20 protein-coding genes and 4 tRNA genes are annotated in these 21,222 nt (G+C 37.2%); 1 reads left to right on the top strand and 23 read right to left on the bottom strand.

The window, feature by feature from the left end; translation table 11 throughout:
• On the top strand, positions 1-83 hold an 83-nt coding region (locus tag M3600_RS24765; RefSeq protein WP_251647955.1), incomplete at its 5' end, for an IS3 family transposase.
• A 359-nt stretch (positions 84-442) separates the two neighbouring features.
• Here M3600_RS24765 and M3600_RS24760 read toward each other — a convergent pair.
• The 23 genes from M3600_RS24760 to ychF all read right to left on the bottom strand — a co-directional run bounded on the left by M3600_RS24760 (position 443) and on the right by ychF (position 21,208).
• Positions 443-1,732, bottom strand: a complete 1,290-nt coding sequence (locus tag M3600_RS24760) for a type II restriction enzyme (protein ID WP_251647954.1) — start codon at positions 1,730-1,732, stop codon at positions 443-445.
• Positions 1,716-2,564 (bottom strand): DNA adenine methylase, encoded by an 849-nt coding sequence (locus M3600_RS24755; RefSeq protein ID WP_251647953.1) that lies wholly within the window; start codon positions 2,562-2,564, stop codon positions 1,716-1,718. The genes M3600_RS24760 and M3600_RS24755 overlap by 17 nt, the downstream gene beginning before the upstream one ends.
• Positions 2,565-2,770: 206 nt before the next feature.
• Positions 2,771-3,250 (bottom strand): 23S rRNA (pseudouridine(1915)-N(3))-methyltransferase RlmH, encoded by a 480-nt coding sequence (gene rlmH / locus M3600_RS24750; protein WP_192486400.1) that lies wholly within the window; start codon positions 3,248-3,250, stop codon positions 2,771-2,773.
• Between the two features lie 80 nt (positions 3,251-3,330).
• Positions 3,331-3,492 (bottom strand): CxxH/CxxC protein, encoded by a 162-nt coding sequence (locus tag M3600_RS24745; RefSeq protein ID WP_192486417.1) that lies wholly within the window; start codon positions 3,490-3,492, stop codon positions 3,331-3,333.
• A 206-nt stretch (positions 3,493-3,698) separates the two neighbouring features.
• A complete protein-coding gene (locus tag M3600_RS24740; RefSeq protein ID WP_233319055.1) occupies positions 3,699-4,904 on the bottom strand; it encodes a S1C family serine protease in 1,206 nt (401 codons plus the stop codon).
• Positions 4,905-5,146: 242 nt separating this feature from the next.
• The gene (locus tag M3600_RS24735; protein ID WP_192486398.1) at positions 5,147-5,935 is read right to left on the bottom strand and encodes an MBL fold metallo-hydrolase; all 789 of its coding nucleotides are present in this window, start codon (positions 5,933-5,935) and stop codon (positions 5,147-5,149) included.
• A gap of 7 nt (positions 5,936-5,942) precedes the next feature.
• Entirely contained in the window at positions 5,943-6,755 is an 813-nt protein-coding gene (locus M3600_RS24730; protein WP_233319056.1) for a two-component system regulatory protein YycI, read from the bottom strand.
• Positions 6,742-8,061 carry a YycH family regulatory protein gene (locus M3600_RS24725; RefSeq protein WP_233319059.1) on the bottom strand — a complete coding sequence of 440 codons (1,320 nt, stop codon included), beginning with the start codon at positions 8,059-8,061 and terminating at the stop codon, positions 6,742-6,744. Before M3600_RS24725 ends, M3600_RS24730 begins: the two co-directional genes overlap by 14 nt.
• Complete coding sequence (walK, locus tag M3600_RS24720; protein ID WP_233319061.1) at positions 8,058-9,890, bottom strand: cell wall metabolism sensor histidine kinase WalK; 1,833 nt, start codon at positions 9,888-9,890, stop codon at positions 8,058-8,060. The genes M3600_RS24725 and walK overlap by 4 nt, the downstream gene beginning before the upstream one ends.
• 9 nt (positions 9,891-9,899) lie before the next feature.
• Positions 9,900-10,610, bottom strand: coding sequence for a response regulator YycF (gene yycF, locus M3600_RS24715; protein WP_233319063.1), 711 nt, complete (start codon positions 10,608-10,610; stop codon positions 9,900-9,902).
• Positions 10,611-11,075: 465 nt separating this feature from the next.
• Positions 11,076-11,148: transfer RNA gene (locus M3600_RS24710), tRNA-Phe, on the bottom strand.
• A gap of 58 nt (positions 11,149-11,206) precedes the next feature.
• Positions 11,207-11,282: transfer RNA gene (locus M3600_RS24705), tRNA-Asp, on the bottom strand.
• Between the two features lie 19 nt (positions 11,283-11,301).
• A tRNA-Glu gene (locus M3600_RS24700) sits at positions 11,302-11,373 on the bottom strand.
• Between the two features lie 11 nt (positions 11,374-11,384).
• Positions 11,385-11,460 (bottom strand) — tRNA-Lys (locus tag M3600_RS24695).
• 174 nt (positions 11,461-11,634) lie between these two features.
• A complete protein-coding gene (locus M3600_RS24690) occupies positions 11,635-12,927 on the bottom strand; it encodes an adenylosuccinate synthase (protein WP_233319064.1) in 1,293 nt (430 codons plus the stop codon).
• Between the two features lie 253 nt (positions 12,928-13,180).
• A complete protein-coding gene (gene dnaB, locus M3600_RS24685; protein WP_251647950.1) occupies positions 13,181-14,545 on the bottom strand; it encodes a replicative DNA helicase in 1,365 nt (454 codons plus the stop codon).
• A gap of 144 nt (positions 14,546-14,689) precedes the next feature.
• Complete coding sequence (rplI, locus tag M3600_RS24680; RefSeq protein WP_233319066.1) at positions 14,690-15,139, bottom strand: 50S ribosomal protein L9; 450 nt, start codon at positions 15,137-15,139, stop codon at positions 14,690-14,692.
• Positions 15,136-17,109 (bottom strand): DHH family phosphoesterase, encoded by a 1,974-nt coding sequence (locus M3600_RS24675; RefSeq protein WP_233319067.1) that lies wholly within the window; start codon positions 17,107-17,109, stop codon positions 15,136-15,138. Before M3600_RS24675 ends, rplI begins: the two co-directional genes overlap by 4 nt.
• A 296-nt stretch (positions 17,110-17,405) precedes the next feature.
• Positions 17,406-17,642, bottom strand: coding sequence for a 30S ribosomal protein S18 (gene rpsR / locus M3600_RS24670; protein ID WP_233319107.1), 237 nt, complete (start codon positions 17,640-17,642; stop codon positions 17,406-17,408).
• A gap of 41 nt (positions 17,643-17,683) precedes the next feature.
• On the bottom strand, positions 17,684-18,202 hold the full coding sequence (ssb, locus tag M3600_RS24665; protein ID WP_233319068.1) for a single-stranded DNA-binding protein: 519 nt from the start codon (positions 18,200-18,202) through the stop codon (positions 17,684-17,686).
• Between the two features lie 54 nt (positions 18,203-18,256).
• The gene (gene rpsF / locus M3600_RS24660) at positions 18,257-18,547 is read right to left on the bottom strand and encodes a 30S ribosomal protein S6 (RefSeq protein WP_233319109.1); all 291 of its coding nucleotides are present in this window, start codon (positions 18,545-18,547) and stop codon (positions 18,257-18,259) included.
• Positions 18,548-18,693: 146 nt separating this feature from the next.
• Complete coding sequence (locus M3600_RS24655) at positions 18,694-19,845, bottom strand: glycosyltransferase family 4 protein (protein ID WP_237942188.1); 1,152 nt, start codon at positions 19,843-19,845, stop codon at positions 18,694-18,696.
• 262 nt (positions 19,846-20,107) lie between these two features.
• Entirely contained in the window at positions 20,108-21,208 is a 1,101-nt protein-coding gene (ychF, locus tag M3600_RS24650) for a redox-regulated ATPase YchF (RefSeq protein WP_233319072.1), read from the bottom strand.
• Positions 21,209-21,222 lie beyond the last annotated feature (14 nt).

Raw genomic sequence — 21,222 nt, 5'->3', positions numbered from 1 at the left:
ATTACAATTACTATAGATATCAGTGGAACTTAAAAAAGATGACCCCTGTTCAATACAGAGATCATCTTCTTAAAACTGCCTAGGCTTTTTTTAAATGTCCTTTACAAAGGGTACACTTTAAAGGCTTTTAAGTGTTTTTAAAGTTGGCTATGCCAGTTGTTGAAGATAATATACGACCATTCAATTAAAAAGTAAATATATTTTTATATGTTTTTATATTTCTTAAAACTGCTTTTTAACTTCCTTAATCCTTTATAGTAATTTAAACCCAATTCATTCGTTTTATTTTAGCTTCTCTCGCCTTTAAAACGTTAAGCAATATAATTCCACCATAAAGGCATAAAAAACTAATCTCGCCAAAAATTAAAACAAAAAAACATACAATTTTTAGCTTTCCCTTTCTTAACTATTGGAAAAACCAAAAATTATATATCTCTTCTATTTAATATATATTTGGTAAATCTAAAATCCAATCTACCCACCTAGTAACTGTGGATGCTCTACGAAAGTATGTGCTTTCCGAACCTACATTGAATAGTTCACATTCAAGCATTATTTCGACTACTTTCTCTCTTTCTGGTGGATGTCCACATTGCAAATACTCAATCAATACACGTTTAAAAGCTTCATGTTCAATTATACAACTTGCCAGTGCTATATATTTTTGCTTTAATGGGTAACGCATTATTACTTTTCCTTTATTTGAAAGCCTGAAAGTAACAATTCGCTTAGCACCGTTTCTTTGCTCTACTCTATCAATCAATCCAAGATACATTGCAGCAGTAGTGTAATAATTAGTTTGTCTTTCATCAAAGTCATAATTTATTGTAATATATTCTTTGGTCAAGTCATTTTCCATTAATAATCCTAAAAGGTCTATGATTCTAGGAAATGAATCAGCCTGTGGAAATGGAATTTCAGGTTCTTTTATAGTTTTTGTTTTATCAAGAACTTCTAAAATATCCTCTAGCTCAATTTCTTCGTGAGAAATCACAAAATCTTTTTGTTCAATAAGCTTTAAAGAATTATAATTGTTCGGGTTTGTAAATTCATATATAAAAAAACTAAAGATGTCATTAGAGTGAGTAAAAAATACAGGTTTGACATTCTTATAAGTTTGTTCTTGCCATAATCTAAATGGGTAATAAAGCTGACGAACTAAGAAATCATCCACTGATTCTTTCTTTGCTTCAACTATCATAAATGAGGAATCACTCTCATAACCACCATCTATTTCTACTTGAGCATTTTTTATTGAGACATTTCGCTCTATTCCACTTCGGGTTTTTATATTAAAGTCAAAGTGCTTTGAAGACATTCTACCTGATATAGTTTGAACAGCATCTTCTCCTAAAATATAGTCAATCATACCTGTAGCCGAGGCACAATGTAAGGTAGCACTTTCCGAATACAAGTTAGTTGGTTCTATTGTTGTAAGATTACTTGGGAAATCTACTTGTATTGGTTTTAATTTTTGATTATATGTTACCTTTTTATAAACATCAAACTCGCCAATAACATAACTTGACCGAGATATAGGAAGTATAGAAAGACCATTCTTTTTAAATGGTTGAGGTAGGTTACTACTATGGTCGAACTTCGCCATTAACCGTGGTTCACGTTCTTCCTTGATGGCTTTTGCAGATATTTCATAAAAGCCCTTCTCGTTAACTTCATTTAATATTTCATACCTATCAAACAAAGTTTCCCATGCCCTATCGTTTAAGCTCATAATTCATCACCAGCACCTCATCTATTTTTCCTCTTTTAGATGCAACAGAATTAATATTTCTACTTGCTGAAACAATTTCAATATTAAAGTCACTGTATATATCCTTGATGAAGTCTGTTGCTGAATTACTTAATAAAACTTTACAACCTCTTTTATCTAGTTCTACAAAAACATCTCTTAACCTAATTTGTGCATCTCTATTAAAGCCATCTAGACTGTAACCTGTAAAAGATGAAGTGTCAGATACAGGGTCATATGGTGGGTCAAAATAGACAAAATCCCCTTTAGTTGCGTTTGCAACTGCCGTTTCGTAATCACCATTTAGTATTGTTACTTCATTGTTTGATAGGTAATGATTAACCGCTCTTAAAACAATCTCGTTCACAATCTGAGGATTCTTATACTTACCAAAAGGTACATTGAATTGTCCTTGGCTATTTACTCGAAACAAACCATTGAAACAAGTTTTATTTAGGTAAATTATTCGCGCTGCTTTTTCAACATCAGATAAATCTTTATATTTTGGTGTTCGGTCTAAATCACGAATTTCATAAAAATAATCTTGTTCATTTATATGTTTTTTTAATTCCTCTAATAAATTATCCACATCATCACGAATAACTTTATACGTATTAATCAATTCACTATTTATATCATTTATTAAGGCTTTCTTTGGTTGCAAATCAAATAAAACCGCTCCAGCACCAATAAACGGCTCATAGTAAGTATTTATCTTTTTAGGTATATATTTTTTTATTTCCGGTAAAAGCTGACGCTTTCCACCTGCCCATTTTAAGAAGGGCTGAGTTAATTTATTTTTTTGTTTTGCCATGTTTAGCTCCCCCTCAAAAAATAGCTTTTAACAACAAAAAAAGAGAACGAATGTTTCGTCCTCACTCTAGTATAGCATTTTTTTTTCTTAATTTCATCAATAATTAATCTAACACTTGATTTTATATTTTCCTACCTATTTCAGACTACCTTTTATATCATTTAATTTGTCGATTTCTAAGGTAAACTCTATTTTTTTGTTTACCATCACTTGTGATACGGTTCCCCCCGATTAATCCGAAATGCCCGATAAACCTGCTCCACCAATATCAAGCGCATAAGCTGATGGGGAAAAGTCATCTTACTGAAGGAGAGCTTGTCGTCTGCCCTTTTTAATACTTGGCTGCTCAAGCCTAGCGAACCACCAATAATGAAGGTTACTTTGCTTTTTCCATAGGTTGCGAGCTTATCCAATGTTTCGGCAAGCTCTTCGGAGGATTTTTGCTTACCTTCTATTGCTAATGCGATGACATGAGCGTCAGCCGGCACTTTCGCAAGTATCCTTTCCCCCTCTTTGTCCTTAACTTGAATCATCTCTGCCTCACTTAAAACCTCTGGGGCTTTTTCATCTGGCACTTCAATTATTTCTATTTTAGAATAACTTGATAGTCGCTTTGTATATTCTTCTATTCCTTGTTTTAAATATTTTTCTTTTAATTTCCCAACAGTTATAATCGAGATATTCACAGTTATTCCTCACTTTACAAACAATATATCCACAGAAGTTATCCACATATCCACATTTTTAATCCACATATAGTATGGAATCACTTGTTCGCCACAATATATATTGCGTTATTTTTACAATATTCACAGGTTGTTGATAACTTTTTTTCTTCGTCTATTTTCTCTAAAGACGGGAATGTTTCATACTCATTAACGATTGTATCTATTGCTATATCAACATGTTCCTCGCAGCTGTATATCATACTCATAAACTCCTTTGTTCTGTTCAGTTCATTTATTTCTTTTTTAGTCTGTGGATATTTTTGCTTTTTATAATCAAAACAAGTTATCCACACTCCATCTTACCATTCCTTGCTGAAACTGCAACTTCTTCAGGAAATAATTGTCCACAATTAATAATCAATACCTTTTTTAATAAAACAAAAAAGGAGGGACAATCTCCCCTCCTTTACATCTTATCTTCTGCTAATGTAAGTTCTGTTGTTTTCTCTTTACCTTCACGATAATATTTAATTTTAAGCTTATCGCCGACTTTTTTATCTGTATACAAATGCTTGCGAAGTTCTACTAAATCGGTAATCTCCTCACCATCCAGTTCAACAATAACATCCAATTCTTTTAAGCCTGCCTTTTCTGCAGGAGAATTAGGAGAGACTGATTTAATGGCAACACCTGTAGTTAAGTCTTTTGGCAGCTTAAGCGCCTCTTCCTGATAATACCCTGGTATATCGCTCACAGACTCAAGCTCAACTCCCATATAAGGGCGTTGTACTTCACCATTCTGCTCGAGGTCTTCTATTATGGGAATGGCAGAATTAATAGGGATAGCCAAACCTATTCCCTCTACAGAGGATTCAGAGATTTTCATACTGTTAATGCCAATAAGCTGACCCTTAATATTAACTAGTGCTCCTCCACTGTTACCTGGATTGATTGCCGCATCGGTTTGAATAACCTCTGATTGCCAGTCAGCAACTCCATCATTATTGATATCAACTGGAATTGTCCTGTCGAGCCCAGAGACGATTCCTTGTGTAACCGAACCAGAAAAGGTTAGACCGAGGGGATTTCCGATAGCTATAACTGGTTCGCCTGACTTAAGCGCGTCTGAATTCCCGAACTCAGCAACCTTCGTAATTTCCTGTGAACTCACCTTAAGCACTGCCAAGTCAGTCCATATATCGCTACCAATAAGCTCAGCACTAATTTTTTTACCGTTTGCAAGGGTAACCTCAAGCTCTGAAGCTCCTTCTACAACATGGTTATTTGTTACGATATAAGCAGCATTTCCGCTTTTGCGATAAATAACTCCAGAACCTGTGCCTGCCTCGGATTCACTTGCATCTGCCCAAAAACCTGACTCTTGTAAATTTGTTATTCCGACAACTGCATCAGCAGCAATATCAACTGCTTTTGTAACATCTGTATCAACATCAACAGTTACACCTTGTGTGATTCCACTGTAATTTGTTCCGCTGTTTGAACCTTGCAGCATGGACAGTATTCCTAATTGGGATAAACGGGGAAGCAACAGGACAATGATTAATGCCCCAATAATTGCACCAACTAAGCCAGCAAAAAAGTAGCCTCTGCGTTTTCGCTGAGGTCTGCTCCGTTTATATTCTTCATAACGAAATTCCTCATCATTTGCCATCTTTAATACCGCCCTTCCTTCTTTAACAATGTTTTTCTTAGTATGTCCTTATTCTTTAAAGACAACGCTATCTTAGCAAAGCTGCACCTATAATTACCTTATTAATTTTTCCTATTTCTCGTAAAAACAAACTAAGTAATGAAGGAAGTTGTAGTCCATAACCATTTTATTAAGCTGAAATCTTGCTTATGACTTAAAAGCTGAACAAAAAAAGCAAGCAGAATAATTCTGCTTGCTTTCATTTAGATGGCCATTAAGTTTGTCGGTTTTTTAGGATCTGTATCAAACAGGCCTAACTGATCTGATAACTCAATACCACGCTGTTCTAAAGTTTGTGTCACTGACATCCTTGCCAAATCTTTAATGTTATTATCCATGCTTAAATGTGCCAAATAAATGTGCTTGGTGCGGTCACCGATGACCTCACTCATTGCAATAGCAGCATCTTCATTGGAAACATGGCCAACATCACTCAATATCCTTCTTTTAATATTCCACGGATATCTTCCCATTCTGAGCATTTGTACATCATGATTGCTTTCAAAAACGTAGGAGTCAGCATTGCGGATAATCCCTTTCATGCGGTCACTCACATAGCCAGTGTCCGTTATAAGCACAAGCTTTTTATCTCCTTGATGAAAAATATAAAACATTGGCTCTGCCGCATCATGGGAAACGCCAAATGATTCAATGGAGACATCTCCAAATGTTTTGACTGTTTCCATATCAAATTGAAACTTCTGTTCAACCGGTATCTCCCCAATTAGAGGCTCCATTGCCCTCCACGTCTTTTCATTAGCGTAAATTGGCAGCTTATACTTTCTCGCTATAATGCCAACACCTTTAATATGATCACTATGCTCATGTGTAACGAATATACCAGACAGCTTGTCCATTTTTCGGTCGATGCCTTGGAACAGTGTTTCCATCTGCTTTCCGCTCAAGCCTGCATCAACTAAAAAAGCATGTTCCCCTGATTCTACATATATAGCATTGCCTGTACTCCCACTCGCGAGAACACTAAAATGCATGTTTTGTTCACTCCAATTTCGTCTCTTCCATCTCTGGCTTAATAATCTCCCCATTCAATGCATTGACATAAAGGTTTTTCTGTCCTTTGATCGTAATCTTCCAAGTTGGCGCCAGCAGCTGTACAGATGGCGCATTTTGCTGTGAATAATAGCCGAGCTCCACATTTGAGATATAAGTACCCATTTCTAAATAGGCATTCTTATAGAGGGCAAAAATGGCCTCTAACGGCTTTACGAGCATTTCCTTTTCATCGAATTCTTTAATGTCCTGCAGATAGGTTTGATTATAGGATACGATATTATTTTCTTCATTCACTAAAAAGGTCAATTCTCCTTTTAAATTGTGATATAAAGTCTTGCCATTATATTGCTGATAATAGGTAATCGTATTATCCTTCTTCTCCCAGAATACATATTGATCACCATTTAAAATATTATTCTTAATAAAATCAGTCAATTCTTCTTTCTTAAATTCATCACTTAGCTTTATCGGTTTTTCTAATATAGACTGCAGCATAGTAGAATCTTGAACTCTAATACTTTGACCGCTTAGCCTGCTTTTTTCAAGCTCCTCAACATCCTCATCACTGAAAGTCATAGATTTTGCTGTTAAATACTGACCTTTTTCTACATTTGATGGAAACTTGTCTTCATCATACTTAATGCCATCAAGTGCCAATGTTTTTGCGATTGGTGTTTCTGGCTCTTCTGTCTCAAACTGTTCATTATCCTTTTTTAACTGTGTGTACTCATATATCAAATATATATCCAACAGTAAGAAGGCTACAATAAAAATAGTCTTAATTTTACTCCAATCCACTTTTTGTGCCCCCTGTCTTCACTTCCCCTAATTGACGCCATTGCCCATTATATAAGTAAAACCAGCTTGGCTCTAAATAAACATAGCTCGGGTTGGTTATGACCATATCATAGCCTGGCACAATAGCCTCCAGCTTATCAGGATCGAAGTTTTCCGAGGACTTAATTTCCTTTAACACAGAACTTCCTGAATCTAGCTTTTGAGTTGTTGTATCAATTGGTTTTGCTGTTATCGTCAGGTTGCTTGTAATGAATTGCTCTATCTTATTATTTTCCCAGCTAACCTTTATAGAAGAAAGGCCGTTCTTCAAGTTAAAGACTGGGAAGCCTGTTTCATTATAAATACGGAAATTAATCGTACTTTGATCATTATCATTGCCTACATATAAAAAGCTGTTAACCCAGCCTCCATGGCTATTCACAAAGTCAATGCTATTCTCGATGATTTGATTTGGACTAAGCTCATTTACGGTAATCCCAGATGTGCTTTTAAAATTAACAACATGTGTATCCTTTATTACTCTCAAGATACTAGTATCATCTGTATAAACTTCCTGATTTGTCTCAACGCTCTTTTGAGCTAAACTTGAGTTAGTAAAAATAGCATTTTTAAGTCTAGATGAATCAACTGTCTCGCTCTTATATATATATCTATTTATTTCAGTTTCTTCTGTTGGCAAATAGATCAGCTTACTTCCTGCCTGATAGCTGAAATAAGCGTTGTAAGGCGTTTCTTCAGCAGTAATATTTTTCTGGAGGTCTTTAATGTTATTGATATAACTAACAGAAATATTGCTTTTATAAACCTTGTTTTCTTTCTCTGAAATAAAGTAAACCGTTCCTTCATCTTCATTCACAAGATTATAGGATACAAGAATCGTGTCAAAATTAAAAAGATTGCTCTCTTCAATATGAAGTATATCCCTATATAGACTGAAAGGTGTCTGACCTGGGAAACGAATTTCCATACTATCTGTTTCTTGTTTAATAAAAGAAGGTATATCATTTATTTCTTCGGAAATATTCTCAAGACTTCCGTATTCGACCGTTTTTAACACTTCTAGAACTGAATTTATTTCGTCCATTGAAATTGTACCATAAGTTTCACCATCTACATGCTGGAAAATTCTATCGGGACGAACAATATCAGCTACCTCTTTTTTGCTGCCGATTTTTTCAGGCTCCACAATATTATCAGTTGGAAGCTCTGTTGTGTTACCTTGATCTGTCCAAAGCAAATAATACATGAGCAGACTTAACATCACTAAAATTGTCAGTACTAAACTTTTTATATTTTCATAATTCATACCCAATCATCCTCTTCAGATTGAATATAAGGAAGTGTAAAGGAAATCTTCGTGCCTTTTCCTTCTTTACTTGATGCCCAAATTCTTCCCCCGTGTGCTTCAACCATTTCTTTCGCAATAGCTAAGCCAAGACCAGTTCCACCGAGCCTTCTTGTTCTCGCTTTGTCTACACGGTAAAAACGGTCAAAGATTTTGCTTATATTTTCCTTCGGTATGCCAACACCATTATCTGCTACACTCACAATGATTTGCTGCTCCTGTTCTTTTATAGAAAACGTAATTTTCCCACCTTCAGGAGAATACTTCATTGCATTTGAAATGATATTATCGAGCACTTGTGTTAATTTATCTTCATCAATTTCCACAAATGCTGCGTGTTTTGGCAGCTTCCGTTCAAAGACAACGTTTTGTTCCTTTGTCAATTCGAAACGATCAATGATTCTATTATAAAACACCATAAAATCAACTAGTTCTTTATTCAGCTTGTAATCTCTGCTGTCGAGCTTGGACAGCTGTAACAAATCATTTACAAGGCGAATCATTCGCTCTGTTTCGTTTTGAGTCACTTCCAGAAACTTTGGAGCAAGTCCATCATCCTGCCATGCACCCTCTGCCAATGCTTCCACATAGCTTCGCATCGTCGTTAATGGGGTCCTGAGCTCATGAGAAACATTCGCCACAAACTCTTTTCTTTCCATATCAATTTTCTCTTGTTCCGTAATATCATGAAGTACAGTAATTAAGCCATTTACAAAGCCTGTTTCTTTTTGAATGACAGAAAAATTCGCTCGAAGAATATATGGTTCATAATTTGTACTATAATCCAAAATAACAGATTCCCGTTCCTCAAGCAGTTCATCAAAAGTATATTTATCCTTTAAACCAAGCAACTGAATAATCGGTTCCGATAAGACTGTTTCACGTGAAACATCCAGCATTTTCGCAGCAGGTTCATTGATAAGAATAATTCTCCCTTTTCTGTCTGTGGCGATAACGCCATCAGTCATATAAGAAAGGACAGAGGACAACTTTCTTCTTTCACTTTCTGTAGATGCCTGAGATTCTTGGAGCTTTTTTGTCAAATTATTAAAAGTGATTGCCAGCTGTCCAATTTCATCAAATCCGTACACTTTAACCTTCTGTGAAAAGTTTCCCTTAGAAAGTGCAAAAGCATGTTTCTGCATATCAGAAATTGGTCTTGTAATTGTTCTTGCTAATAAAATCCCCAGTACTGCTGTGACAATTAAAGTGATAGCTGTCCCTTTTTGAAAGATACTGTTTATACTGTCCAGACTGTCATACACTTGCTGAATCTTACCTACAGTATAAATTACCCCAACAGTTTCGCCGCCCTGCTGCCTGATTGGCGTAATTAACACATATTCTTTTTTATTGGACGTAACTCTAATATAGGAAGTCGGTTGCGAAGAATTGGACATAGCCCTTCTAACTTTACTTTGCACCATTTTCTGTCCGACTAAATTTTGTTTTTCAGGATCTGAGGTACCAATAATAATGGAGTTATTATTTATTACCCTTATCTCCTGAATATCTGTTGCATTATTATGCTCGCTTAACAGTCTTCTCACATCTTCTTCAAGAGTAGTATCGGCATTTTCTACTGGCCGCTCTTTTACAAACTGTTCCTCCATATATATAGAAACTATATTTACCTTTTCCTGAATAGAGGTCTTAAAGTTTTCGATTAAAGTGGACTGCAGCTTTTGTACAAAGTATACACCGATAATCTGTATCGATATGAGTATGAGCAATACAATTATTATCATTAGCTTTACATGAATTGATCTAAAAAAACTAACTTTTTTCATTAATATCTATTACTCCTGTTCAGGATTACGCAAGTAATACCCTACCCCTCTTCTCGTTACAATCCAGGTTGGATGGCTTGGGTTATCCTCTATTTTTTCTCTCAATCTTCTCACCGTCACATCCACTGTACGAACATCACCGTAATAATCATAGCCCCAAACCGTTTGGAGCAAATGCTCTCTTGTCATTACTTGACCGATATGTTTTGCCAAATAATGAAGAAGCTCAAACTCACGATGTGTCAGCTCAATCATTTCCCCTCTTTTTGAAACAATATAAGCATCCGGGTGAATAATTAAGGAGCCAACTTCAATCTCATTTGATTCATTCTCTTCCTCTGCAGCAGCAGGAACCTGCTGATGACGTCTCAAGTTAGCTTTAACGCGAGCAATAAGCTCTCTCGTACTAAAAGGCTTCGTTACATAATCATCTGCGCCAAGCTCAAGACCAAGCACTTTGTCGATTTCAGAATCCTTTGCTGTAAGCATAATGATTGGCATCTCATACTTTTTGCGAATTTCACGGCAAACTTCCATTCCATCTCGCTGCGGAAGCATGATATCAAGCAAAACTAAATCGGGCTGCACTTCTTCTACCATTTCCAATGCAGCATTGCCATCATAAGCACAATGTACTTCAAAGCCTTCCTTCTTTAAATTAAATTGCAGAATATCAGCAATCGGTTTTTCATCATCTACTACAAGTATCTTTTTATTCATGCATTTCTATCTCCTTCATTGTTCTATCTATTCAAATTGTTGGTATTTCTACTATAGCTCTACTTTACCATTTTCATTTTATATATTCACTTTTTTTCTATTCTTCTATTCTTCCGCATTTTCATTGCATTTATTTAGACATTTCCTAAAACCTATTTGAAAAACCCTCCTAAATAGAGGGTTAAAAATTTCAATATAAAATGAAACCTTTTAGGACTCTCATCCGTTTAATAACATGTAGTTTCATTTTCCTTTATTTGTGGTTGAGAGGTATTTTTTTCGCTTGCCTCTCGCCTCTTTTTTTGTCTTCAAATATCCAATGCTTCCTCTAATTGCAGAATCCGCCTTATATCATTTTATCATAACTCCATTTATTATCTGCAAACGTTGCAAGAATGTAATAGAAATGTATTACTGTTGGAATAAAAAAAACAACCATGCAAAATGCATAGTTGTTTTTAAGGATGGCTCAGGACGGAATCGAACCGCCGACACAAGGATTTTCAGTCCTTTGCTCTACCGACTGAGCTACTGAGCCATATTTATATTTTCTATATAATATATGTAAAATATGCATATTGCATATGAAACAAAAATGGCGGTCCCGACGGGAATCGAACCCGCGATCTCCTGCGTGACAGGCAGGCATGTTAACCGCTACACCACGGGACCAACTAATCTATATATAAAATGACCCATACGGGATTCGAACCCGTGTTACCGCCGTGAAAGGGCGGTGTCTTAACCGCTTGACCAATGGGCCATATTAAAAAATGGTGAGTCATGCAGGATTCGAACCTGCGACCCTCTGATTAAAAGTCAGATGCTCTACCAACTGAGCTAATGACTCGCTATTAAAAGTAAACTTGCAGACCGTTTATTTTGCTGCTTTATTCGCTTCATTTGCGACGCTTTTTATATTATCATGCATTTAGTATATATGGCAATACTTTTTTAAAAAAAAATTAAAAAAATATTTAGGAGCCGCTCTTAAAAGCGGCTCCTTCCTACTAAATCAGCTCTTTTAGCTTTGTCTCCATGGGCTATGAACCACATTTGTCTGACTTCTGTCTGGCCCTACTGAGAAAATAGATAATGGAATACCTGTAAGCTGCGCAACTCTTTCTAAGTAGTGTCGTGCATTTGCAGGTAATTCACTTAGTGATTTACAACCTGTAATGTCCTCTGTCCAGCCTGGAAGCTCTTCATAAACTGGTTCACATTGTGACAATACTTTTAGGCTTGCAGGGAACTCTTCCATAACTTCCCCTTTATATTTATATGCAACACAGATTTTCAATGTCTCAATGCCTGTAAGCACATCAATAGAGTTAAGAGAAAGATCTGTAATGCCGCTTACTCTGCGGGCATGGCGTACTACCACACTGTCAAACCAGCCGACACGGCGCGGTCTGCCAGTAGTTGTACCGTACTCACGGCCGACTTCTCTGATTTGGTGGCCAATTTCATTATCAAGCTCTGTAGGGAAAGGACCATCTCCAACCCTAGTAGTGTAAGCTTTAGAAACTCCGACAACGTGCTTAATCTTCGTTGGACCAACACCAGATCCGATTGTAACACCGCCGGCAACTGGATTAGAAGATGTAACGAACGGGTACGTACCTTGGTCAATATCAAGCATTACGCCTTGTGCCCCTTCAAACAACACTCTTCTTCCCTCATCCAATGAATCGTTTAGAACAACAGATGTATCACAAACATACTGTTTAATCAGCTGGCCGTATTCGTAATACTCATCCAGGATATCCTCCATTTTAAAGCCGTCTGTTTCATAGATGCGCTCAAGCAAACGGTTTTTCTCTACCAAGTTACGCTCAAGCTTTTCTTCGAAAATTTCTCTGTCCAAAAGGTCAGCAATTCGAATACCAATTCGAGCAGCTTTGTCCATATAAGCAGGACCGATTCCCTTTTTAGTTGTCCCAATCTTATTAGCGCCTTTGCTTTCCTCTTCCACTTCATCAAGCTTTAAGTGATACGGAAGAATAACATGAGCACGGTTGCTTATTCTCAAGTTATCCGTAGTTACGCCTTTATCATGCAAGTATTTCAATTCTGTAAGTAGCGCTTTTGGATCGACTACCATTCCATTGCCAATAACGCAAATTTTATCGCTATAAAAAATTCCAGACGGAATTAAGTGTAATTTATATGTTTCACCGTTAAATTTAATCGTATGACCTGCATTGTTCCCGCCTTGGTAACGAGCAATGACCTCTGCATTCTCTGACAAGAAGTCAGTAATCTTTCCTTTTCCTTCATCTCCCCATTGTGTTCCAACAACCACGACTGATGACATATTCCCAAAGCACCTCCAAAGGTTACTATAAATTATTTAGATTCATTACCAAACAATCTTATTTTACCAATTTACGCATACAAAAGTCAACAAAACCCGAACATTCAAAACTAGAAAATAAATATATGTTCGTAATCATTCTACTAATATAGGGTTTTTTCAATAGACTTTAATCTTAAAAAATTTGAGTTTAGTTCCTAATTTCGGGCATAAAAAAAGGCAGATTGGCTGTTTAAAGCCAATCTGCCTATATTTAAGCTCCCGGCGGCATTGATGGGTCATCAAACCGCCTTTCCAAGTTAACAAATTTATTATATTCCTTAACGAAGGCGAGCTGGACTGTTCCCGTTGGACCATTCCGCTGCTTTGCTATAATAATTTCAATAATATTTTTACTTTCCGATTCTTTGTCATAATAATCGTCACGATATAAGAAGGCTACTATATCAGCATCCTGCTCAATACTTCCTGATTCCCTTATATCAGACATCATCGGTCTCTTATCCTGTCTCTGCTCCACTCCGCGGGATAGCTGAGACAAAGCAATAACTGGCACTTGCAGTTCACGAGCAAGCTGTTTAAGCGAACGGGAGATTTCCGATACTTCCTGCTGTCTGTTCTCTCCAGAGCGCCCGCTTCCAAGGATGAGTTGCAAGTAATCGATTAGGATCATACCTAAACCATGCTCCTGCTTCAATCTGCGGCATTTAGAGCGAATATCAGTGATTTTTACACCTGGTGTATCATCAATGAATATACCGGCATTAGAGAGGCTTCCCATCGCCATAGTGAGCTTACCCCAATCTTCGTCTGTCAATGACCCTGTACGTAGGCGCTGTGCATCAATATTACCTTCTGCACACAGCATACGCATGACAAGCTGCTCTGCCCCCATCTCAAGACTGAATATCGCTACATTTTCCCCAGTTGTTGTAGCTACGTTTTGAGCGATATTCAAAGCAAATGCCGTCTTACCAACAGAAGGACGGGCACCGACAATGATTAAATCATTTCGCTGAAAACCGGCTGTCATTTTATCGAGCTCAGCAAACCCTGTAGCAATACCTGTTATATCCCCTTGACGGTTATGCATGACCTCAATATTATCATATGTCCGTACTAAAACATCCTTAATATTGTGGAATGCCCCAGCGTTCTTTCTTTGGGCAACCTCAAGAATGTTTTTTTCTGCCTCACTCAGCAATACCTCTACTTCATCTTCCCTCGCATAGCCGTCCTGTGCTATATCAGTGGCTGTCCGTATAAGTCTGCGCAGCAAGGATTTCTCCTCAACAATCTTCGCATAATACTCAATATTCGCTGCTGTAGGTACAGATGCTGCCAACTCACTTAAGTAGCTGACGCCACCAGTATCCTCAAGATAATTGCCTGCTGAAAGCTCTGCTGTAACGGTAATAAGGTCAACCGCTTTTCCTGCATCGTTCAGCTTTAGCATTGCTGTATAAATCTTCTGATGGGCACCTCTGTAAAAATCCTCTGGTATGAGAATTTCTGAAGCCATCGTCAAGCTTTGCGGTTCTAAAAAGATTGCCCCTAGTACAGCTTGTTCTGCTTCGATATTTTGTGGTGGAATTCTATCATGGAGCATTTCACTCATAAAATTTTAAAACCTCCTTATTTTAAGAGGATAATGTCAAATTAGTACATGCCAAAAGAAAAAATGTGATCAGTTTGCCTGTATCACATTTCTCTCAAATCTATTCTATTTTATCATGTTTAAGCTTAAAAGGAACTTCCAATATTAGCTTAATTCTTTTACATGCACATTTAGTGTAGCAGATACCTCTTGATGAAGCTTCACAGGAACCTTCGTTACCCCTAATGAACGAATAGCATCATTTAATTCTATTTTACGCTTATCGATTTTGATTTTATGCTTTTTATTCAACTCATCAGCAATTTGTTTGCTAGTAATTGAACCAAATAGTCTGCCGCCTTCTCCTGATTTTGCCGTTAGCTCAACAGTAATTTGTTCCATTTTTTCTTTTAATACTTTTGCTTCTGCTAACTCATCAGCAGCTTGTTTTTCTTCTTTTTTCTTTTGAGCATTTAATGTGCTGACAGCTGCTGAGTTTGCTTCAACAGCAAGTCCTTGCTTTAATAGGAAGTTATGTGCATAACCGTCTGCCACATTTTTTACTTCGCCTTTTTTCCCTTTACCTTTAACGTCTTTTAAAAAGATTACTTTCATTCCTTTTTTCTCCCTTCAAAATACTCATCGATTGCCAGCTTCAGCCGCGCTTCTGCTTCTGCCATTGTCATGTTAGAAAGCTGTGTCGCAGCATTAGTTAAATGGCCGCCGCCTTTGAGGCTTTCCATTATAATCTGTACATTTATTTCCCCTAATGATCTTGCACTGATACCAATCTGTCCATCTCCTCTTGGCGAGATGACAAATGACGCATAAATGCCGTCCATCGTCAGTAAGGTGTCTGCTGTTTGCGCGATAAGGACATTATCACTATTTTCATTAGATTGAGCTTTAGCAATGGCAACGCCAGGTTTATAAAAAATTACATTTTCAATAATTTTTGCCTTTTTCACATAGTTACTGATATCTTCTTTTAAGAATTTCTGTACTAATACAGTATCAGCTCCCTGCCCCCGCAAGTAGGAAGCAGCATCAAAGGTTCTTGCCCCGGTTCTAAGCGTAAAGCTTTTTGTATCAACAATAATTCCTGCTAATAAAGCAGTTGCTTCAAGCATCTCAATTTTAGCTGTCTTTGGCTGATATTCCAGTAGCTCTGTGACAAGCTCAGCTGTTGATGATGCATATGGCTCCATATAAACGAGCAATGGATTATCAATGAACTCTTCTGCTCGCCTGTGATGGTCAATGACCACAACATCTTCAATCTTATGAATAAGCTTTTCCTCAATAACCAATGATGGTTTATGGGTATCTACGACAACGAGCAAACTTTCCTCTGTATCCATTTCCAGCGCTTGTTCTGGAGTGATGAAACGATCAAACAATGTTTCATGTTTTTTTATTTCTTCGAGCAGTCTTCTTACACCTAAATCAATTTCATTAGGATTTAAAATAATATAAGCTTCCTTTTTGTTCATCTGAGCTATCTTATGAATACCAATGGAAGCACCAATTGCATCCATATCAGGATGCTTATGACCCATGATGAAGACTTTATCACTTGCCGTTATCAATTCTTTTAAGGCATGGGATATGACTCTCGCTCTTACTCTTGTTCTCTTTTCAACAGGGTTTGTTTTTCCGCCATAGAATTTCACTTTTCCATTTGGCTGTTTGATAGCAACCTGATCTCCACCACGACCTAGTGCCAAATCTAGACTTGACTGCGCAATCGTGCCTAACTCAGGGAGTGAGGAAACTCCCGAACCAACGCCAATACTTAACGTTAGCTGCACATTTTGTTTAGAGGTTAACTCTCTCACTTCATCTAAGATTGTGAATTTATCTTTTTCAAGATGCTGCAGAATGTTTTCATTGAATACTGCAAAGAAGCGATCGGAAGATACCCGTTTCAATAAGACGCCATTGTCTGTTGCCCATTTGTTGAGAATAGAGGTAACACTGTTATTCAAACTGCTGCGAGTCTGATCGTCCATACCTTGTGTTAGATCATCATAATTGTCTAAAAAGATGATTGCAATTGCAGTTCTTTCATCCTCATACAACTTTTCAATTTCCGTTTGTTCTGTTACATCAAAAAAGTATAGGAGGCGCTCCTCTTTTTTATGGATAACACGAAACTTACGATTATGAAGCGTAATAATTTCTGTTTCAACCTCTTGCTTAATCAGAGGGATAACGGAAGGAGACACATCATATAATGATCTTCCGACTAAGCTGTCTTCTGTAAAACAGTAAGCTAAATATGGATTTGTCCACTCAATAAAGTACTCATCATTAATGAGCATAATCCCAATCGGCATTTCCATTAATGCTTCTTCTCCGACCTTTTTCACACGGTAGGAAAGGGTCGTAATATATTCTTCTGTTTCCTTTCTTTGTCGCAAATTCATCTGAATGATGAAATAAAAAGGGATAACAGAAAGGAGTAACCCCACCAAGGCAAAAAGCCAATTATAATAGGAGATGATACCAAGGAGGATCAGAGTAATGCCAATTAGACAAACTAATGGATAGCGAATTGATCCCTTTTCCAAAAAAGCAGGCAAAATTTATTCAACTCCTAATATAGTTAATTTAATATGTATACGGTTGTTTGTTCTTATTATTTACCGTATTTCGATATTTACGAAACAAGGGAATGTACTTTGCATCTTTTAGTATTTCCACTAACCCTTATATTCATAAACACGATTTTGCAGCCAATACATATAAAGAATATAGAGATACCCTCTATATCATTTTACTATTTTATAGAAGCTCATTCAAACATATAATTTGTATAGACTGTATTATATAAGGTATAAAAAAACACATTAGGATTTAACCCTAATGTGTTTTTTTATTATTCACCAGTTACGTATGGAAGTAAAGCCATAGTACGTGAACGTTTGATTGCAATAGTCAACTTACGTTGATATTTTGCACTTGTACCAGTTACACGACGAGGTAAGATTTTACCGCGCTCAGAGATGAATTTTTTAAGAAGATCTACATCTTTATAATCGATATGCGTAATGCCGTTAGCTGTAAAGTAGCATACTTTACGGCGTTTAGCACGTCCGCCTCTGCGTCCGCCCATTGCCATGTCAATTTCCCTCCTTTATAACTTATTTCCGATTATTAGAACGGTAAGTCATCATCTGAAATATCGATTTGACCGCTATTTGCAAATGGATCCTCGTCCATTCTCGTATAATCGTTATTTCTATTTTGGTTTTGAGGTCGCTGATTCTGATAATTATTAGAGCCTCCAAAAGGATTATCTTGTTCCCTTGGCGCACCATAATTCATGTTGTCATTTCTATTTCCAGAGCTGCTGTTTCTAGGTTCAAGAAATTGAACACTTTCCGCCTGCACTTCTGTTACATAGACACGTTTCCCATCTTGTCCCTCATAACTGCGCGTTTGAAGTCTGCCGTCAACGCCAGCTAAGCTTCCTTTCTTCAAGAAATTAGCTACGTTCTCTGCAGGTTTCCTCCAGACTACACAATTGATAAAGTCTGCTTCTCTTTCACCTTGTTGGTTCGTAAAAGTACGGTTGACCGCAAGAGTGAAAGTTGCAACAGCAGCTCCACTTGGTGTGTATCGCAGTTCAGGATCCTTCGTCAATCGGCCAACAAGAACAACACGGTTCATCATCAGTTTCAACTCCCTTCATCATGTTTCACGTGGAACATGAATTCATTCTATTTATTATTTAGCTTCTTCTTTAATAACAATATGACGGATAATATCCTCGCTAATTTTAGCTAGACGAGTGAACTCCTCAACTGCTACTGGTGCAGCGTTAACTTTCACTAGTTGGTAGTAGCCATCACGGAAATCATTGATTTCGTATGCAAGACGACGTTTACCCCACTCTTTCGCTTCAGTAACTTCCGCTCCATTATCAGCAAGAATACCGTTAAAACGCTCAACTAGAGCTTTTTTAGCTTCATCTTCAATATTTGGACGGATGATGTACATAATTTCGTACTTTTTCATCACTTTCACCTCCTTTTGGTCTAAACGGCCCGATTGGGCAAGGAGCAATATATACATTACTCACAAGATGAAATTATAGCATATTGAAAAACAATTTGCAATGAATACTAAAAAGAATTGCCACAGTTAATGTTTTAAGCAATACTTTACGCATATATTCTTTGATCTTCTCTGCTATTCATTATCACTTCTTCATATTCGCCAATCAAACCGTCAAGTATACTCTCCCAAGATTGGCTTAACGCATATTTCCTGGCTGCTGTACCAAACATATTTCTCATCATTGTTTGATTTAATAATTCAATGATAGCAGCAGTGAAATGTTCTGTGCTTTTTGCTGGGCAAATTCTTCCCGTTACACCATCCTCCACCATTTCCTTAACACCGCCTGAATTGGAGACGATAGCAGGTGTTCCTGAAGCTAAGGATTCCAGTACGACATTTCCAAATGTTTCAGTTGTGGAAGGAAATACAAATAAATCTGCACTTGCATACACCTGTGATAATTCCGCACCTTTTAAATAACCGGTTAAAGTCATATTTTTTCTTTCTGCAGCTTTGCGCTTCCATTCAGGCAAGCATGGTCCGTCTCCTGCCAGCAGCCAATGAACTCTATTATTCCAGCTTTCAGGGAGGGAATCCATTATCGCTGAAAGGGTGGCTAAATCTTTCTCTGGAGCAAATCTGCCAACATACAAAAGAATATATTCTTCTTGTATATTGTATTTTTCTCTAATGGGTTGGTTTACTGCAATAGGATGGAATTGAGAGCAATCTACCCCTCTTCCCCATATTGACAAGGAATGGAAGCCAAGCTCAGCCAGCTTTGATTTAGTCTCTTTTGAAGGTACAAAGGTTCTTTCTGTGGACTCATGAAACCATTTTAAGTACTTATGAAGAACAGGCAGCAGCCATGATGCTCGATAATACTCCAAATATTGGTCAAAATGAGTATGGTAGGAGGAAACAACTGGTATGTGAAGTTTTTTAGCACAAAACAAGCCGTAGAGCCCCATCATATACGGTGTTGCAATATGTATGATATCTGGGTTAAATTCTTGAACTTTAGCCTTAATCCGTTTAGGGTTTGCTAATGCGGTCCTACATTCAGGATATAAAAAAACTGGAATGCTAAAAAATTGATTAATATTTGGGTATGCTGGAGTATCCTCCACTTCCGGTGCAAAAATCTGATATTGAATCTGCCTTTTTTCCAGATGATCTGTTAATCTCTTTAAAGAGTTGGCTACTCCATTCACTTGCGGAAAATAGGTGTCTGTAAAAATTGCAATTTTCACTTGTGAATCCCCCTTTGGAACATGTATTATGATCCCTCTAAAGAAATGATAGCACCGGTTTGAAAGGGGCATGTAAAGGCACTGTAAAAGTATTTTCTTTATCACACTGTCGAAATAAGCTTATTATTCATAAGCTATTTTTCTGGACTTTTCCTACTTGCTAAACTCTTTTCCAAGTGCTTGTGTCGAATAAGCTAAAGAAAATGTAAAAAACCGCCCTCACTTGTATAAGGGCGGTTTTTCTCTCATATATATACAGCTATTAAACATTAAAGCGGAAGTGAATAATATCTCCGTCTTTAACTACGTAATCTTTTCCTTCTAGACGAACTTTACCTGCCTCTTTTGCCGCAACCATATTTCCACTTACCATTAAATCTTCATAAGAAACAGTCTCTGCTCTAATAAAGCCTCTTTCAAAGTCAGAATGGATGATACCAGCACATTGCGGAGCTTTCATTCCTTGAACAAATGTCCAAGCACGAACTTCTTGCACTCCAGCTGTAAAGTATGTTGCTAGACCAAGCAAGTGGTAAGCAGCTCTAATTAGCTGATCAAGACCAGATTCTTCAATGCCAAGCTCTTCAAGGAACATTGCTTTTTCTTCCCCTTCAAGCTCTGCAATTTCTTCTTCAATTTTTGCACAGATTACGATTACTTCTGCATTCTCATTAGAAGCAAATTCTCTAACTTTCTGCACATATTCATTATTATCTGTATCGCCAACCTCATCTTCGCCGACATTTGCCACATAAAGAACTGGCTTGATTGTCAGCAAGTGAAGATTCTTCGCTAATTTAGCCTGCTCTTCCGTAAATTCAACAGCTCTTGCTGGCTTTTCTTCTTCAAATGCTGCTTTTAGAATTTCAAGAACTTCCAATTCTGCCACTGCATCTTTATCTTTTTGTTTAGCCATTTTCCCTACACGGGCAATTCTTTTTTCAACAGATTCTAAATCTGCAAGAATCAATTCTAGATTAATTGTTTCAATATCGGAAATTGGATCTACTTTTCCAGAAACATGAGTAATATTGTCATCAGCAAAGCAGCGCACCACTTGGCAAATAGCATCTACTTCACGAATATGGGAAAGAAACTTATTTCCTAAGCCTTCTCCTTTACTCGCACCTTTTACAATTCCAGCAATATCTGTAAATTCAAAAGTTGTCGGTACAGTTTTTTTCGGCTGAACAAGCTCAGTCAACTTATTTAACCTTGGATCTGGTACCTCTACGATTCCAACATTCGGATCGATTGTACAGAATGGATAGTTTGCAGATTCTGCACCCGCCTGTGTTATTGCATTAAACAATGTAGATTTACCGACGTTCGGCAATCCAACTATTCCAGCAGTTAACGCCATAATGTCACTCCCTT

Origin of the sequence: Niallia sp. MER 6, from assembly GCF_023714395.1 — a bacterium.
In the GTDB taxonomy this organism is placed as follows: domain Bacteria; phylum Bacillota; class Bacilli; order Bacillales; family Cytobacillaceae; genus Niallia.
This window is presented reverse-complemented; position numbering and strand designations above follow the sequence as displayed.

Coding starts and splice junctions, on each gene's coding strand:
- M3600_RS24755 (WP_251647953.1), bottom strand. CDS start 2,564: ATGGCAAAACAAAAAAATAAATTAACTCAGCCCTTCTTAAAATGGGCA.
- M3600_RS24690 (WP_233319064.1), bottom strand. CDS start 12,927: ATGTCATCAGTCGTGGTTGTTGGAACACAATGGGGAGATGAAGGAAAA.
- yycF (WP_233319063.1), bottom strand. CDS start 10,610: ATGAATAAAAAGATACTTGTAGTAGATGATGAAAAACCGATTGCTGAT.
- rpsF (WP_233319109.1), bottom strand. CDS start 18,547: ATGAAAAAGTACGAAATTATGTACATCATCCGTCCAAATATTGAAGAT.
- rpsR (WP_233319107.1), bottom strand. CDS start 17,642: ATGGGCGGACGCAGAGGCGGACGTGCTAAACGCCGTAAAGTATGCTAC.
- M3600_RS24760 (WP_251647954.1), bottom strand. CDS start 1,732: ATGAGCTTAAACGATAGGGCATGGGAAACTTTGTTTGATAGGTATGAA.
- M3600_RS24740 (WP_233319055.1), bottom strand. CDS start 4,904: ATGGCAAATGATGAGGAATTTCGTTATGAAGAATATAAACGGAGCAGA.
- ychF (WP_233319072.1), bottom strand. CDS start 21,208: ATGGCGTTAACTGCTGGAATAGTTGGATTGCCGAACGTCGGTAAATCT.
- rplI (WP_233319066.1), bottom strand. CDS start 15,139: ATGAAAGTAATCTTTTTAAAAGACGTTAAAGGTAAAGGGAAAAAAGGC.
- M3600_RS24735 (WP_192486398.1), bottom strand. CDS start 5,935: ATGCATTTTAGTGTTCTCGCGAGTGGGAGTACAGGCAATGCTATATAT.
- ssb (WP_233319068.1), bottom strand. CDS start 18,202: ATGATGAACCGTGTTGTTCTTGTTGGCCGATTGACGAAGGATCCTGAA.
- walK (WP_233319061.1), bottom strand. CDS start 9,890: ATGAAAAAAGTTAGTTTTTTTAGATCAATTCATGTAAAGCTAATGATA.
- M3600_RS24725 (WP_233319059.1), bottom strand. CDS start 8,061: ATGAATTATGAAAATATAAAAAGTTTAGTACTGACAATTTTAGTGATG.
- M3600_RS24745 (WP_192486417.1), bottom strand. CDS start 3,492: ATGATATACAGCTGCGAGGAACATGTTGATATAGCAATAGATACAATC.
- dnaB (WP_251647950.1), bottom strand. CDS start 14,545: ATGAGTGAAATGCTCCATGATAGAATTCCACCACAAAATATCGAAGCA.